Raw genomic sequence first — 15,471 nt, 5'->3', positions numbered from 1 at the left:
GTTCTTGAAATGCAAACCTCGGCGACCAGCCGGATTTCAAAAACTCACTCGAAGCAAATTGGATGAGCGTCGGATGGGGAGCCAAGTTCCTGGGGTCAGGGCGGTTGCAGAGACAAAATGTCCCTTATTGGCACAGCCGGCGCAACCGTGCCCTTTTCATCTATTTGGCCGCCTGTGTACCACTTTGGTGCAGTGTCTCAGCGGACAAAGTGTCCTTTCTGCCGAGTTCCGCCATTTGTCCAACTCGTTGAAAAATAAAGGCACAACTTCTGCGTAACTTTGGTTTCTTGCTTGCTCCTAAACAGGTGAGCGATCTTTCACCACTATGGCAAAGAGCAGCAAAATCATCGTTTTCCTGCTCAGCCTGACGTTCGTTGTCATCGCTGGGTTGAACCTTTCCTCCCGTCATGTGAAGCACGTGCTCAGCACAGTAGCCTCGGCCGTTTGGGGCTCCTAGGCAGTCCTTCTCTTTAACCCGCGCTTCAAGCGCGGTGCAAAAAGCCAGACCTTCTCACAGGGAGTAAGAAGGATTCGAATGAAAACTCAACGCACAAACCGGGGCGCAATTACTCGCTTTGGTCATACGTGTCTGCCTGTTCTGCTCGTGCTATTGAGCTTGGTATCGGAAGGCGTCGCGGCCAATAAGAGTAAGCACGGTCCGAAAGCCGCGCCCGATATCGACAATTTCCCGGTGAATCCGGACGGAACTGTGGACGTTATTGTCCAGTTCAAGCCGGATGCATTCGAGAACGACAAGAATTTTCACCCGAATGACAAGCTCTATAGCGGGCCTCATGGCGATCGGAAAAAGCAAACCGTCGTTGCCGCGCATGCACATTTCAAGCAGGACCATCGCGCCAAATACGAGCGCGACCTGCACGCGACCTTCAAGCGGGAATTCGGCGCTGTGCACGGCGCTTCTGTTCGCATTCCGGTAGCAGCGCTTGATCGCCTGTTGCAAGACGATCACGTTCTCTACGTAACCCCAGATCGCCGTAACAAGTCGATGTGGGACGATGCTGCGGCCCCGATCAACGCGCCCGTTGCACGCCAGAACTATGGGGTCGACGGTAGCGGAATCGGAATCGCCGTCATCGATAGCGGCGTCTACCGGCACGACGACCTTCAGACGGCCGACATGACCGCATCGCGTGTGGTCTACAGCGAAAGCTTCGTGCCGAACGATCCCACTACGAATGATGCTTATGGTCACGGCACGCACGTGGCCGGCATTGCCGCGGGTAATGGTCATGACTCCGGGTTGGGATACGCCGAGCAGTACGTCGGAATCGCACCTAACGCCAACATCATTAATCTTCGCGTGCTTGATGCGAATGGCGGCGGAGGCGACAGTTCAGTGATCGCGGCCATTAATCGGGCCATCCAGCTCAAAGATCAGTACAACATCCGCGTGATCAACCTCTCACTCGGACGTCCGGTGTACGAGTCATACACGGTGGATCCGCTGTGCCAAGCCGTAGAGCAGGCTTGGCAGGCGGGCATTGTGGTGGTCGTCGCCGCGGGCAACCTGGGACGTGACAACAGTTTCGGCGAAAAAGGTTACGGCACGATCCAGGCTCCTGGCAATGATCCCAACGTCATCACCGTAGGAGCCATGAACCCGGTTAACACTTGGACGCGGACCGATGACGTGATCGACACCTTCAGTTCAAAAGGTCCGTCACTCGTCGACCATATCGCTAAGCCCGACATAGTCGCTCCCGGTAACAAGATCACTTCGTTAGAGTCTCCGGGAAGCACGATCGCCACGTCACTTCCAGCCGGATTGTTGCTTACTCCGGCGGCAATGTGCGGCGCAGCAACTTCAGATCCAACGGTCTGCGGAGTCTCTGCAGCCGGTCAGTACATGGAGCTGAGTGGCACCAGCATGGCAACTCCGGTGGTAGCCGGTGCGGCCGCGTTGATGATCCAGGCAAATTCATCAGCGACGCCAGATTCGATTAAAGCTCTGATGATGAAGAACGCCTGGAAGGGTTATCCGCAGACTCCAATGACGACGTATGACCTTGCGGGGAATGCCTACACAACTCAGCCCGATCTCTTCACTTACGGCGCGGGCTATCTCGACATACAGGCGGCGCTGGCCGACAACACGGTTGTAAGCGGCGGCGCAACGTCTCCGGCTGTCGTCTACGACTCAACGACCGGCACGACCAAGCTGGTCAACACTCCTTCCGTGGTTTACGGACCTTCAGTATGGAGTTCGAGTTCAACCGTATTGGCTAACTCTGTTGTATGGGGTCAAGCGGCGCTCGATGGCAGTTCGATACTCTTTGCCGAATCCGTTGTCTGGGGGCAATTAGACGACAGTGCCTGCAGCGTGGTCTGGGGAGAAAGCGTAGTTTGGGGACAGCTCGACGACGATAACAGTCAGTTCTAGCTGAGCTAGAGAAACTCATATGAAAAGCGAAAGGAGGTCACAAATGAAAATCTCTAGAGCAGCCCAGTTCTTCATCGCTCTCGTCATCCTCGCTGGCCTCGCAGTGCTGGCTAACGCAGCCATGCACGCCCAATCGGCCGATCGTGTGCGCTTTGTGTCGTTCCTTCTGGTAGGCTGCCTGGCAGCGCGGTTGAAAGTGAAGCTGCCCGGACTCACTGGAAGCATGTCAGTGAATTTGCCGTTCATCCTGGTCGCAGTGGCCGAGATGAGCGCGTCGGAAGCTCTAGCGGTAGCGTGCTTCTCGACTTTCGTTCAGTGCCTGCCGCGGGCAACGCAGAAGTTCAACACGGTGCAGGCGATCTTCAACTTCAGCAACATGGCCCTGGCAGTGGGAGCCACGCGCATGATGTTCGGCTCGCCGGCGCTCAACAACATGACTGGTTCGCAAGCGTTGTTGCTGGTGCTGGCTGCGGGTGCGTTCTTCGTAGTGAATACCATGCCCGTTGCCATTGTTATCTCGCTCACCGAAGCGAAGAGCGCTGTGAAGACTTGGGGCGACCTCTTCCAACTCTCCTTCCCATACTTCGTAGCTAGCGCGGCGATCGCCGGGTTAGTTCTCGCGGCAACGGTGAAGGTCGGCTGGCAGGTTCCGCTGTTCGTGCTGCCGGTAATGTTCGGAGTCTTTCACTCCTATAGACGCTACTTCGATGGCTCCATGGAATCGGCTCCGGTACCGGCAGTAGCGGGCCGTGCCGCGGCTGTGGCGGGAAACTAGTTCGGCGCAAGAAAAAACTGTGTTGACCCTGCAAAGCGAAGGGGCAGCCCCTGAGGGCTGCCCCTGATCCAAAGACAGATATAGAGAAAGAATCCTCAGTCCAGGTCCAAGCTAACTACCGACGGACTAGACACTCCGGACGAGTCATCTGCCGGGTTCTATAAATGGCGATGTCAAGAGCAAACACTTCTCCTGATCAGATCGGAGAGAGGTGCTCGGCATCGCCATTTATAGAACCCGGCAAATCCAGAGGTTGCGAAGAAAAATAGCTGGCATCGTGCTCGATCCTTCAGGCATCGCCCCGCGAGCTACCACAGGCAAGCGGTGACTCGCAGTCCCGAGATTTAATTGAATTTTTGCTGTTCGTATTCCTGCTCTTTGGAGTATCTTGTCCGCTTACCATTGAGCTACTCCATGCAGGTCAAAATAAATGGAGAGCCGCAGAAGTCCTTTGAGCAGTTCCAGGAGACGTTCAGGCAGGCGTTTGGGGACATAACTCCAGACGTGGACAAGTGGCTCCGGTTCGCGAATTTCTCTAACGATTCCTTGGACGACACTCGACGGACGACGCGGCATAACAGTACGCATTCCGTATCGGAATAGTACCGAGTCAGGATGCCCTTGGCACAATACTGTCCGCCACCGGAGCCGCAGCCGACGTGCCACGTACAACCCGAGTCACCTTGACACTCGCAGTGCATCACCCCAAATTCAGCGCGTGACTATCCTGCTTGTCTGTGCAAACGAAGAACGACTGAACCGACCTGAAGGACGCCATTCACTCAGTAGGATTTCGTCTCATTGCGGCACATGGCCTCGATGAGGCTTGGACAAAGACTGACTTCTTCGATTTCGGTGCAGTAGTGATCGATTATGAGCTGAAGAATGCCATCGCTCCTTCAGCGTTCCGGCAGCGGTTCATTACTCTGAACTTGCACGAAGATGCTGCACCGGAAAACGTCGTAATGGAACTGACGAATCTGTTCAGGCTCGGTTCGGAGTTGGTGCAGTAGATTCTCTTCTTTCAGCGCCAAGACTTTCTGCTGGCCTTGGAGGCTACGAGAAATATTCCCTCGCGTTCCAATTGGAGTTACACTTTTGCCCCATCAAACCACGAATCGTTGACTGAGCTGCCCGGGACTCGGAGGTACAAAGATGATGCTGTCATCGTCTGGCCCTCAATCGAACCAGCCTCGCTTAAATTTCGCGCGCTACACGCTACTGGGCCTAGCTTCTGCAAGTCTGCTGCTGGTGATTATTCTCTATCCAGCTTTCGCCAAGGCGAAGAAGAGAGACGACGGCATTCACAGGATCAAACACATTATCGTCATCATGCAGGAGAACCGATCGTTCGACAGCTATTTCGGAACGTACCCTGGGGCGGAGGGATTCCCGATGGAAAGTGGTGTGCCGTCGGTATGCAATCCTGATCCGAAGAATGGAGGATGCATCAAGCCATACCACGATTCCCAGGACGCCAATGGCGGCGGACCACATGGGGAAAAAGCCGCTCTCGCCGCGATCGACGAAGGCAAGATGGACGGCTTTGTTGCGCAGGCTGTCAGTGCGACGGCAGCGCCGCGGGGCAGAAGGGGTTGTCTGCCTGGAAACAGTCCGGTTTGTGATCCCTCGTCACCTTCCGACGTAATGGGCTACCACGATGAGGGGGAGATCCCTAATTACTGGGCGTACGCGCGAAAATTCGTGCTCCAGGACCATATGTTCGAGCCGAACGCGTCGTGGAGCTTGCCCGAACATTTATTCCAGGTCTCTGGGTGGTCGGCTTTCTGCACCGAGCATGACAAGCCCGAGAGCTGCACGAATGCTCTGCAAGCTCCGGGGATACCCCCGGATTTCGGTGGTCGAACGAATGCTGCCTTCGGAGGTGAAGCCCGGAATGGTCCACCTGGCACGCGGCCCATTTACGCCTGGACCGATCTCACTTATCTACTGCACAAAAATCACGTAAGCTGGGGATATTACGTGGTGAAGGGAACGGAACCGGATTGCGAGGACGACTCACAAGTTAACTGTCCGCCGGTAAAACAAAACGCCAGAACACCCGGTATTTGGAATCCACTTCCGTATTTCGACACGGTTAAGAACGACGGCGAGCTCGACCGAATCCAGCCCATTGAGAACTTTTATGAGCAGGCGCGCAAGGGAACGCTGCCTCAAGTCGTGTGGGTTGTTCCCTCGGGTGAAGTCAGCGAGCATCCGCCTGCGCTGGTGAGTGTCGGGCAGGCTTTCGTAACCGGCCTCATCAACGCAGTGATGAAAGGTCCAAATTGGAAAGACTCTGCGATCTTCCTGGCTTGGGATGATTGGGGCGGTTTTTACGATCATGTTGTGCCCCCCAAGGTGGACGAGAATGGATATGGTCTCCGCGTGCCAGGATTGGTGATTTCCCCTTTTGCCAAAGGCGGGTTTATCGATAAGCAGACGCTGAGCTTTGACGCCTACCTGAAATTCATCGAGGACGATTTCCTGAATGGAATGCGACTCGACCCAAAAACCGATGGCAGGCCGGATCCACGCCCAACCGTGCGGGAAAATGCACCGCAGCTCGGTGACTTGGTCAATGACTTTGATTTCAATCGCAGACCGCTGCCACCTCTAATCTTGCCGGAGCACCCGAAAACGGATCTAGTTGCTCCACAGTGAACACGAAGACACAGTCAAGGAAAGATGTGGCACCCGGGCTGTCTGCGGCGCCTCTGTGAGTCAACCATCGATTGCACGTCATTACTGCTTGAGAGAGAATGACACGCGGAGGCCACCATCATGGTTCACACAGTAATTGATGGAACGTTTCGGCAAACCAATTTGACCAACGAATCTTCCGAGTATCTGGCCAAGCGCGCGGAGCTTCGCCTTGCCGAAATCGAGCTCATGCGTCAGCGCGAACGTGTCGCTGAGCTGCGCCGCAGTCTTCCGGAAGGTGCTGCTGTTCAGGACTATCAATTTGAAGAGGGTCCACGTGACCTCAACGCTGGTGATGCGCCTGTGCGCACCGTCCGACTCGGCGAACTCTTCACCAAGCCCAATCGCTCGCTGGTCGTCTATCACTTCATGTTCGGAAAGAGGCAGACGAAGGCTTGCCCCATGTGCACCGCATGGCTCGACGGTGCGAATGGTGTCGCCCATCATCTCGCTCAGAATCTTGACTTCGCTGTTGTCGCTGCCGCCGATCTCCCGACGCTGCGCTCGCACGCGCGCGAACGGGGCTGGGACAAGCTGCGCCTCCTTAGCGCCGGCAACAATACTTTCAAATACGACTTAGGCAGCGAAGACCGCGAAGGCGGTCAGGACTCAACCGTTTCCGTTTTCACGCGCGACGCCAAGGGTACCGTGCGTCACTTTTACACAGCGCATCCCAGGATGGCGCCCGACATTCAGGAGCGTGGCATCGATCTACTCACTCCTATCTGGCACTTTATGGACCTCACCCCGCAAGGCCGAGGCAGCTGGTACGCCAGCCTTGCTTACGGTACCAAAGTCCAAGCCGCCTAGTTCACCTCGAGCCAGTCTTAAAACAGGAACGACCATTTCAGCACAGGGTCTACGCGTGCATTACCGTACGGGTCGAGGCTAGTCAGATCTTGCTCTTGGTTCTGCGCAATGGACTTGATCAGATCGTTAGCGCCATGAATACGTCTCAACTTTCTTGCATGACGCAGGATTTAAGTCCATTGCAGAGAATCAAAAGCAAGATCAAAACCACGAGTCGTCGACACCCTTCTCTCCCATCCTCTCCGCCGCGGCAGACGGAGGATAGCGCACCCTCTTTCCGGTTCATTAAGGGAAAACAAGTCGAAGGCCGGGGCACCCAGCGTCCAACGAATCGTTCGTAGGGCTTCTAAACGCAATGTTTCCGAACGCGAAATCAGAGTCAGTTTTTTCACACCTTCCAGACGAGACGTTCCCGTTATTCTCCTGAGGATTTCGAGAGACAACGCTCCGTCTGTCCGGTTTCTTGTCATTGCCATGTCAGGCTGCGGCCTTTGCCTGTTTGGCGATGCCTTGGAACTCCAGCGGGAGATGGGCATCGACCAACGAGGCACCGCCGTCCACGTCGATGAGTTGACCTGTGATCCAGGAGGCCCGTTCGGAGCAGATCAAGGCTACCGCGTTGCCGATGTCGGCTGGGGTACCGAGACGACCCATTGGAGTCCATCCGCGCTCCTGCCAATCACGAAGACCATTTTGGAACGCTTCGGGCAGGCTGTTCAGAACGCTGTCTTCGATCCAGCCGGGGCTGATGGTGTTCACGGTGATGCCTCGGCTCGCCAGAGCTACTGCGAAGTAGCGCACCAAGACTTCCATTGCCGCCTTTGCAGCGCCCATCGCTACCCAGGGCTGCCAGCTTCCAAAGCGTCCGCCGGGCGCGAACGAGATCGCGACGATGCGTCCGCCAGTCGACATAATGGGAGCCGCCTCGCGCACGGCCACAAGGAAAGCTTTGGCCTGGGAATCGATGGCGGTGTCCCACTTGTCGAGCGTGATCTCCATCGGAGCCTGGTAGAACGTCGCAGCTTCGGGGCGCGCGTTCGCGACGAAGATATCCAGCGACTTGAATTCGGAGCGAACCTGCTGAAACATGCGGCGGATTTCTTCCGGCTTGGATACGTCCGCCTGCACCAGAATTCCTGAAGAGCCGAGTTTCCGGATTTGGTCCAGCGTTGCCTGCGAGCCTCCAGGTTCCGGTAGTAATGAACGGCGACGCGCGCGCCTCCTTCCGCCAATTTCAACGCAATGCCGCGGCCGATCCCGCGTGAGCTTCCGGTGATCAGAGCAGTCTTTCCCTCAAAACACATAAACACCTCCGAATTGCGCGCAGCATGTTAGTTCGCTGAAGGAGCTCCGTCAAATGGGGAGGGTGCTAAGCTCCGGAGCTTCTAGCAAACTAGCGGACAGTCATCCGTTGTCCCCGGTTGTCCTTGTCTCGGCCGGGTGTGTTGTAGTCAGATTGTCATTGATTCGAATCGGGAACCTACTCCAACAAATGGAACTGAGGAAATCATGAAATGGACACGTTCTCGTAACCCACCCTTGAAAACCGCAAGGGTAGGGCACCCGGCCAAAGGAATCCTTAAGGTACTTAATAAGGTCCGGCTTGGAAATCGCATGCGCGATTCCCACATCTGCACACCAGCGGCTACTACGGATTTGATGATTTCTGCCAGGTCTGCTGGCGAACCATGAGATGGCACAACGGTCGAACCCGGCGCTCTCCAAACCTGTATTGGGAAGAAGTCTTCCAAGACTGCCTAATTAAATAGGAAGAGAGCGCAGCGCATTCCATCATGGCCAGGAGCCTTGTGCTCCAACAAAGGCCGTATACATTTGCGCGGACCAACCTGTCACTTCATTTTTCGCTTGCGACACAGCGGCGGACCATACATTCCGGATGGCCGACGACTCGTTCAGAATCGGCGGATTCGCTGCGGAACGAAACTTCCTAGATGCCCGTTTATGGCCAACTTCCTGTTTGCCGACAAACCAGTCAGAACTCGGCACCGCGCCGTCCGTAGACTAAGGTCGGGCGGTTCCCATCAGTCGCGCGATCGCACGGCTGAGCTGCTGCCACCACCGAAGCCAATCTCCCGTCTTCGCTTAACCAAAGAACGATCTTTGACGTGCGTGAACAACTAAAACCGGGTTGACAGCTCACCACACCGCGAGCATAATTCGAACGGTTTTTTGGCCGAGCCCTCGGCCCGTTGTTAGATTTTTCACTCTGTCTCCTCGCCTCATCGATGGGTGGTCGTCTCCCACTTTGAAACGTGCCCACGGCAGGCGATACAAATCTGATCCGGTATCGCGAACTACCGAGCCGTGAGAGTGAACGGCCACAATGGGAATTCCGGCACAGTTGTTTCCGGAATAGGGGTTGGCTTTGAACAAGCCATTCAATTCGATACCTCAGAATAGGAGAAAACGCCATGAGCCGAAGAAGAAAGAAGATCGTCTCTGTCGCTGTCTTGTTGGCAGGATTCCTATTGACGCTGCCCGTCCGCGCGCAGTTCTTCAAGCAAACAAACCTGGTTTCTGATATTTCAGGTATGGCTGTGGTGCAGGACTCGAATCTCGTGAATCCGTGGGGCGTGTCCCACAGCAACGGCAGTCCGTTTTGGGTCTCAGACGCGGGAAAGTCGGTAGCGACTCTTTACTCAGTCAATCCAACCACTGGCGCAGTGACGGCGAATTCACTAATCGTGAACGTTCCTGTTCCCTCAGGACAGATGTTCAATGGTGTTGCCACTGATTTCACGGTCACTTCCGGGACCTCCAGCGGAGCGTCGGTCTTCCTCTTTGCAGGACTAAATGGGAACATTTACGGGTGGAGTCCGGGTGTCCCGCCGCCGGCCCCTTCCCATCAAGCCCAACTCGGAGCAACCGGATCGATGCCAGCGGCGTACACGGGACTCGCGTTAGGGTTGCGATCCGGGGTCCAATTCCTTTATGCGGCTAATGCAGCCGGCAACCGCATTGATGTTTGGGACCACACTTTTGCCAAGGCGACGCTCCCCGGCACTTTCACCGATCCGAATCTCCCGGCCGGCCTCGTCCCGTTCAATATCGCCAATATCAACGGCGACCTCTACGTTAGCTATACACCGACAAACCCAGAGGCGGTCGGGTCCGGTGCCATCAATGTGTTCAACACCGATGGCAATTTCATCAAGCGATTTGCCACCGGCGGAACGCTTCTCGATCCCTGGGGTATGGCGGTCGCCCCGGCCGATTTCGGCAAGTTCAGCAACGCGCTTCTGGTCGGCAACTTTAACACTGGAATTGCTGCTAGCGGCCCGGGCAACATCAGTGCTTTCAGTCTTGCGCCCGGAGCAGACAACGGCAAATTTCTCGGATTGCTAGAGGGGACCGACGGCAAACCGCTGTCGATTGATGGCCTCTGGACATTAATTTTCGGCAACGACAAGGCTGGTGGCAATTCCAGCGTCTTGTATTTCTCCGCCGGCATTCAAGCCCAGCAGCACGGACTCTTCGGCAGCTTGTCGACATGTCATGGACCAGTGATTAGCGGTGCCTCTGCTAGTCCCAATGTGCTTTGGCCGCCCAACAACAAGTTCGTCCATGTGACGATCGGCTACTCCGTCAGCGACGACTGTGATGCGGCTCCCGCTTGCTCTCTCAGCGTGACGGCAGCAGATTCCGGTGGCGGTATTAACAACACAGCCGACTCCTCCATCGTGGTTGATGCCCACAGGGTGGAGCTACGCGCGTCACGCAATGGAGGCGGCGACGGGCGTCTGTACACTGTCGAAATCTCCTGTAAAGACAAACTGCCCCTCTCATCGAGCGTGACGGTGACAGTCACGGTACCGCACGATCAGGGCCATTGACTAGCGTGTTGCGAACGCTGCGCATCAACAGGAGCCATAAATCATGACTGCCAACTTCGGTTTCAAACTGAATGCTGATGAACCCGAAGAACTTCGGCCAACCGGCGCACGGGTAGACCCAAAAGGGAACCGCCCGGGAGAATAGTTCCCGAGACGGGGGTTTGATTCGCAGTTTTCTCAGCGCAGGATCGTTGTATCGCAATACGTGGCATCTGAACCTAGCGGACATCCAGACTGCTTCGACTGCTGGAACCGGTTTGCTTTGAACTCAGCGGGCTTTTCTAGATACATGAAATGGCCCACATCTTCCAGAGGGCAAAAATGAGGAATGGTCGGGGAGAGAGGATTTGAACCTCCGACCCCCTGGTCCAGAACAAAGGAAATCAGCCAAATAGTTGATTTTTCGATCCATCTGGGTGGTGCTTCTTCGCGCTTCTATTTGCCCGGGTTGATCTCGGAAGCGAAGGCTTCTGCTGGCGGACTGGAATGGTTCATATGAAGAATTCGCCACTTGCCTTCACTTTTCTGGCATAACGCCGTGCCGCGGGCGACGATCACTTGATGGGCCACGGCGATGCGCAAATCGTATTCGACCCAAATGGCCTCGCCCAGAGGATGATGGGCGCGCGGCGTAATAGCGAGCTGTGCCGGCGGATGCTGTTGGAAATATCGTTGTCTGTAGTAGTTCATGGCTGCGTCGCGCCCGTAAAAGTCTCCAGCCACGGTGAACAGCACAATGTTCGGATCTAAGCAGTCGGAAAAGGCTCCTTCATCTGCGCGATTGAATGCCTGTTCACAGCCTACGAGTTGCTCATGCAACTCATCGACGCGTGCCTTGGTGCTTTCCGTACCCACAAGGAGTCGCGCAGCCGACTCCTTTAGGTCGACGGTGGCTCCCAGCTTCACCAACAAATCGATCCCAAAGATACCGTCAATCTGCCGGCCACAAGCACGCCCAATCGGCGATAGATCGATTGCAGGCAGTTTCAGATTCTTGAAATGATGCTGACCCACAGCCAGATCGCCGATGACGATTTGCTGGGCATTGGTCTGAGCGGTTCCGGTCCAGGAAGTGACTGAAATCCTTTGTGCATCTCCATGCGGAAACGATTTTAAGTTGAGCATAGATGTCGCCCCGGTATCCACGAGCAAGAGGAACTTCATTCCGGCGATGCTGCTTTGCACGACCGGGAGGCGGTCACAGGTCTCGAGCGGAATCTCCTCGGCCTGCATGCACGAAGCAAGGCCGGCGATCATAAGCAGCGGAACAACGAGTCGGGGCATGAGAGCCTCCGGAAGCAGGACCAAGTATCTCACAAAAACGAACGTTCGTGCTATTATTTGGCAACGAGCTACATTTTTCGCATGCGATCCTCCGCATCAACGCAAACACGCGCCAACCTACCCAAGGGTCAGCGGACGCGAGAAGGCATACTGCGTGCTGCAGTTGACCTGGCCTCTGTTGAAGGTTTAGAGGGATTGACGATCGGGCGCTTAGCCGACGAACTCAAGATGAGCAAGAGCGGCCTGTTTGCTCACTTTGGCTCCAAAGAGGACTTGCAACTGGCAACTGTAAAGACGGCGCGCCAGATCTTCGTCGACTATGTCGTCCACCCGGCTCTAGCTGAATCGGCTGGGATGCCACGATTGTGGAGCCTATGCGACCGCTGGTTGAGCCATGTTGAGCGCAAAGTGTTTGCCGGAGGCTGCTTTTTTACTGCAGCATCATTTGAATTTGATAGCCGGCCAGGCGCGGTTCGCGAGGCGATCGTAGAAGCCATGCAAGCTTGGTTGAATACGCTTACTCGCGCAGTTGAAGACGCGAAGAAGGCCGGGCACATCAAGGCCGATATCAACGCGGCTCAGTTCGTGTTGGAAATCTATTCTATGGCTGTGGGAGCACACTGGGCCTTGCAGTTGCTAGATCAAAAAAAGGCGATATCGACAGCACGGGAAACGATATTGGCACGCATCAGTTCCCTTGCCACCCGACGCTGCCCGCCTTTGAAAATTGCTGGCTGATGATCGAAGGAGACGATTCAAACTCTCGCTGCAAAGGGAAACGAGGACCGTCCTGACGACCCCGTTCTCATCGTTGCCGTTATTGTGGTCCTCTGCTTTAGCCCCTCAACTCGTGGAAGGCCGCTTCAAGAGACACGGCTGCGGCTAGACTACCAATGGAGTGAATGACGGGCAACCCGGAAGTAATCCGTTTCGAGAAAGGCAGTCTTCACTTGAATGTTGAAACCCTCCACGGGCCAGAAGTCGGCTTCTGGTCCTCGAAGCCCGTTTCTGGATAGCTTATGGTTTGCCGACAACTCACGAAGGAACCGGGAACCTCCGGCGCTTGTGAGCGGAATGGGGATTTTTCGCTAATTGACGCACTAGATTCCCTTTGTGTTATACCTCGCTATTCCGGCTTGTCGGTCGATGGAGGTTTTCTATGTTGTCTTCGACGCGCGTTCTTCCTGTTCTGTTCCTTTCGCGCAAGTTGCGAATCCGTTCTCTGCTGCTGGCGATCACGTTGGCAGCCTGCGTTCCTTCTGGAGCTGGCGCCAGCCATTCCCTCTCCGTGACCCCGGACGGAGCTGACCAAGCCGTGCGCGCGTTCATGCAAACCGTCGCCCATTCCGTCACTCAGGATGGCCCCACGGCTTGGATAAAGTATTTCGATGCGAGTCGCGCATTCTTTATGGCCGTCAACGGCCAGATGGCCTTCCCGAATACTGCCGCCGCACAGGACGGTACTCGCAAGTTCGCCCAAACCATCCGTCACATTGAATTGAATTGGGGAGATGATTTGCGCGTCGATCCGCTCACCAACGAGTTCGCCGTCGTCGCGGTCTCATGGCGCGAGATTCAGGTCGACACCGCCGGGCACGGCGTTACCGAAACGGGATACTTTACTGGACTTGCAGAGTACCGCGAGGGACGCTGGCAGTTCCGCGACGCCCACTGGTCTTCACCCGTTTCCTCCCAGTAGTCTCTGACGGTTCGGCAACGCGATGTCCAACGGCCCCACATGCCTCCGGAAGCCACTAAAAATCACTACCTAGGTAGTGGGGGTGGGGGCTTACGATGACCGAGATCAGTTAATTCCAACGTCTCGTCCAATTCCTGATAGTGCCCGTCGATGATGCTCATGGCGAATTCGTTGATCTGTTCTAGCGTCTTCAGGGTCAATGGTCTCCATGCCTGCTTGGCTCCCTCATCGAAGCTGTCATACACCCATTTCAGCACCTTCTTCCCTCGTGGGGTGAGCCGCAAGAGATGCTCGCGGCGATTCTCAGGATTCCTCGTGCGTGTGACTAAGCTCTTCTCTTCCATTCGGTCAAGTAGGTCTACCATCACGTTGTTGTTGATGCCCAAGCTCGCGGCTAGTGCCCTCTGGTTCGTGGTGTGTTCCTGGACCGCCATGAGAACCCACACCATTCTCAATTCGACCCCTTGGCCCTCCCCGTAGTACTCTTCCAGCCTTTTCTCGACAATGGTGAGCGCTAGTTTGTACAAAAGGATGTAGCTTTTCCAGACTGCGGGGAATGTCTTGATGGGATTGTTGTCATTCATAGCCTGGGCACATCATACACGATAGTGACCATCGACACTGCACACTCTTGGCAGTATTTGCAAGATGTCCACAGACGTTGGGTTGACTTTTATGAACGTGTGTCGGTAGTATGATACTTTAAACATACGAACTGCAGGCATGCCTCCGGCTCGGGCACTGCCTGCGAAATCCTGTTACCAAGAAATGAGGCGGAGGTTTTGGTTGGTTTTGTACGCACTACCCTTCCACAGGCCCTTGAGTACTACCAGAAAATCAAGATCGGCAACTCAATACAAACTCTGTTCCGCCTATCCGACTCCTGCAAGCATATTGGAGACCCGGAACATCAGAAGTGTCGAGCCGCTGCGCGCAGCGAGTTCATGGCTATCCGCGCTGCGATTCGTCAGACTCCCTGCCCAGACATTGTTAGAGACAACGAGCCGCAGGTTGCGACAGCGGTGGGGGCCGAGTGATGACCAAGCCTCTGAACCAAATCGCGCACGGTCGATTCAGGGCCGAGATTTTCGTCTCCTCGTCTCCAAACAAGCTCTGCAAGCAGAAGCACGTCGTTCAAGTATGGGACCGTAGGCCCTCCCAAAACAAAGACGAACCTGTACTTTTGTTCGAGTGCTTCCCCCGGACCTATGATGCGGCAGTGCAGATTGCAAAGCACTGCCTCACAGGTCTAGTCAGGGGGAAGATTGCATTCCCTCAGATGGAGGCAGGAGCCTGATGTTTGAACCCGTCCTTTTGAGTGATCGAGAACAGCAGGTCGTTGATCTGCTGCTCCAAGGGTGCGAGAACGAAGACATCGCAAAAGAACTAGGCATAGCTAAGCGCACGGTCAAGGCACACTTCAACAGGATGTTCCTACGCTTTGCAATCACTGGTGGGGTCAAGCGAGTGAAGTTGGCAACGTTTTTATACAGGAGACAGAAGTGTCAGGAACAGAACTCTACGGAAGACATGAACCCAGCGCGCGCGAACAGCGCGTCATCGAACTTGTTGCAGAAGGACTCAAGAACAAAGATATCGCTGCCGCAATCGGAACCACTGAGTACGTCGTCAAAAACCTCCTTCGCTGCATCTTCGACAGACTCGGATTTTGGAATCGAGTCGAACTCGCACTGTGGTACGAGGCTCGACGATTCGATGCCGCCAGCACTGTTGGTGGAGGCGTGGGAATACCACCTGCTTAGTCTTTGATGCCAAATAAAGCCCCTGTTTAGGTGTAAGACCTGAGGCGTCGCCCTTTACGTTTTGACGAATCGGCAGTTATTGGATAGTACTAGCCGCTTGCGAAAAGACGGTGTTGGCGTTTGAGCCGATCAGCCGTATTGTGCCCACAACGATGACCAAAATCACGGCCAGTATCACGGCG

Annotated in this window: 13 protein-coding genes and 1 pseudogene; 10 read left to right on the top strand and 4 right to left on the bottom strand. The window is 55.3% G+C overall.

All coding sequences use genetic code 11. The features are described 5' to 3' along the window. Positions 1–325 precede the first annotated feature (325 nt). From VNX88_08680 to VNX88_08670, 3 genes are all read left to right on the top strand, one after another. Complete coding sequence (locus tag VNX88_08680) at positions 326–457, top strand: hypothetical protein (protein ID HWY68725.1); 132 nt, start codon at positions 326–328, stop codon at positions 455–457. Positions 458–535: 78 nt separating this feature from the next. After that, the gene (locus VNX88_08675) at positions 536–2,401 is read left to right on the top strand and encodes a S8 family peptidase (protein HWY68724.1); all 1,866 of its coding nucleotides are present in this window, start codon (positions 536–538) and stop codon (positions 2,399–2,401) included. Positions 2,402–2,444: 43 nt separating this feature from the next. Beyond that, on the top strand, positions 2,445–3,176 hold the full coding sequence (locus VNX88_08670; protein ID HWY68723.1) for a hypothetical protein: 732 nt from the start codon (positions 2,445–2,447) through the stop codon (positions 3,174–3,176). Between the two features lie 396 nt (positions 3,177–3,572). Here VNX88_08670 and VNX88_08665 read toward each other — a convergent pair whose 3' ends face one another. Then, on the bottom strand, positions 3,573–3,764 hold the full coding sequence (locus VNX88_08665) for a hypothetical protein (protein HWY68722.1): 192 nt from the start codon (positions 3,762–3,764) through the stop codon (positions 3,573–3,575). A gap of 275 nt (positions 3,765–4,039) precedes the next feature. On the opposite strand from VNX88_08665, the gene VNX88_08660 reads away from it, so the two are divergent. The 3 genes from VNX88_08660 (at position 4,040) to VNX88_08650 (ending at position 6,689) form a co-directional block, all read left to right on the top strand. Continuing rightward, positions 4,040–4,189, top strand: a complete 150-nt coding sequence (locus VNX88_08660) for a hypothetical protein (protein ID HWY68721.1) — start codon at positions 4,040–4,042, stop codon at positions 4,187–4,189. Positions 4,190–4,331: 142 nt separating this feature from the next. Further along, positions 4,332–5,840 carry an alkaline phosphatase family protein gene (locus VNX88_08655; protein HWY68720.1) on the top strand — a complete coding sequence of 503 codons (1,509 nt, stop codon included), beginning with the start codon at positions 4,332–4,334 and terminating at the stop codon, positions 5,838–5,840. Positions 5,841–5,960: 120 nt separating this feature from the next. Next, the gene (locus VNX88_08650) at positions 5,961–6,689 is read left to right on the top strand and encodes a DUF899 family protein (protein ID HWY68719.1); all 729 of its coding nucleotides are present in this window, start codon (positions 5,961–5,963) and stop codon (positions 6,687–6,689) included. A 477-nt stretch (positions 6,690–7,166) separates the two neighbouring features. Here the strand turns inward: VNX88_08650 and VNX88_08645 are convergent. Further along, positions 7,167–7,993 (bottom strand): annotated as a pseudogene (locus VNX88_08645) (SDR family oxidoreductase). A 1,128-nt stretch (positions 7,994–9,121) separates the two neighbouring features. On the opposite strand from VNX88_08645, the gene VNX88_08640 reads away from it, so the two are divergent. Next, a complete protein-coding gene (locus VNX88_08640; protein ID HWY68718.1) occupies positions 9,122–10,543 on the top strand; it encodes a TIGR03118 family protein in 1,422 nt (473 codons plus the stop codon). A 435-nt stretch (positions 10,544–10,978) separates the two neighbouring features. Here VNX88_08640 and VNX88_08635 read toward each other — a convergent pair whose 3' ends face one another. Continuing rightward, complete coding sequence (locus VNX88_08635; protein HWY68717.1) at positions 10,979–11,827, bottom strand: nuclear transport factor 2 family protein; 849 nt, start codon at positions 11,825–11,827, stop codon at positions 10,979–10,981. Between the two features lie 81 nt (positions 11,828–11,908). Here VNX88_08635 and VNX88_08630 point away from each other — a divergent pair, with 81 nt between their 5' ends. Next, complete coding sequence (locus tag VNX88_08630) at positions 11,909–12,565, top strand: TetR/AcrR family transcriptional regulator (protein HWY68716.1); 657 nt, start codon at positions 11,909–11,911, stop codon at positions 12,563–12,565. Positions 12,566–12,986: 421 nt separating this feature from the next. Beyond that, positions 12,987–13,526, top strand: a complete 540-nt coding sequence (locus VNX88_08625; GenBank protein HWY68715.1) for a hypothetical protein — start codon at positions 12,987–12,989, stop codon at positions 13,524–13,526. Positions 13,527–13,591: 65 nt separating this feature from the next. Here the strand turns inward: VNX88_08625 and VNX88_08620 are convergent, their stop codons facing one another. Then, positions 13,592–14,110 (bottom strand): MarR family transcriptional regulator, encoded by a 519-nt coding sequence (locus VNX88_08620; GenBank protein HWY68714.1) that lies wholly within the window; start codon positions 14,108–14,110, stop codon positions 13,592–13,594. Between the two features lie 918 nt (positions 14,111–15,028). Between VNX88_08620 and VNX88_08615 the strand changes: the two genes are divergently transcribed. Next, a complete protein-coding gene (locus VNX88_08615; GenBank protein HWY68713.1) occupies positions 15,029–15,289 on the top strand; it encodes a helix-turn-helix transcriptional regulator in 261 nt (86 codons plus the stop codon). The last annotated feature ends 182 nt before the right edge of the window (positions 15,290–15,471 follow it).

The sequence above is a fragment of the Terriglobales bacterium genome (assembly GCA_035567895.1).
Classification (GTDB): domain Bacteria; phylum Acidobacteriota; class Terriglobia; order Terriglobales; family Acidobacteriaceae; genus Gp1-AA112.
This window is presented reverse-complemented; position numbering and strand designations above follow the sequence as displayed.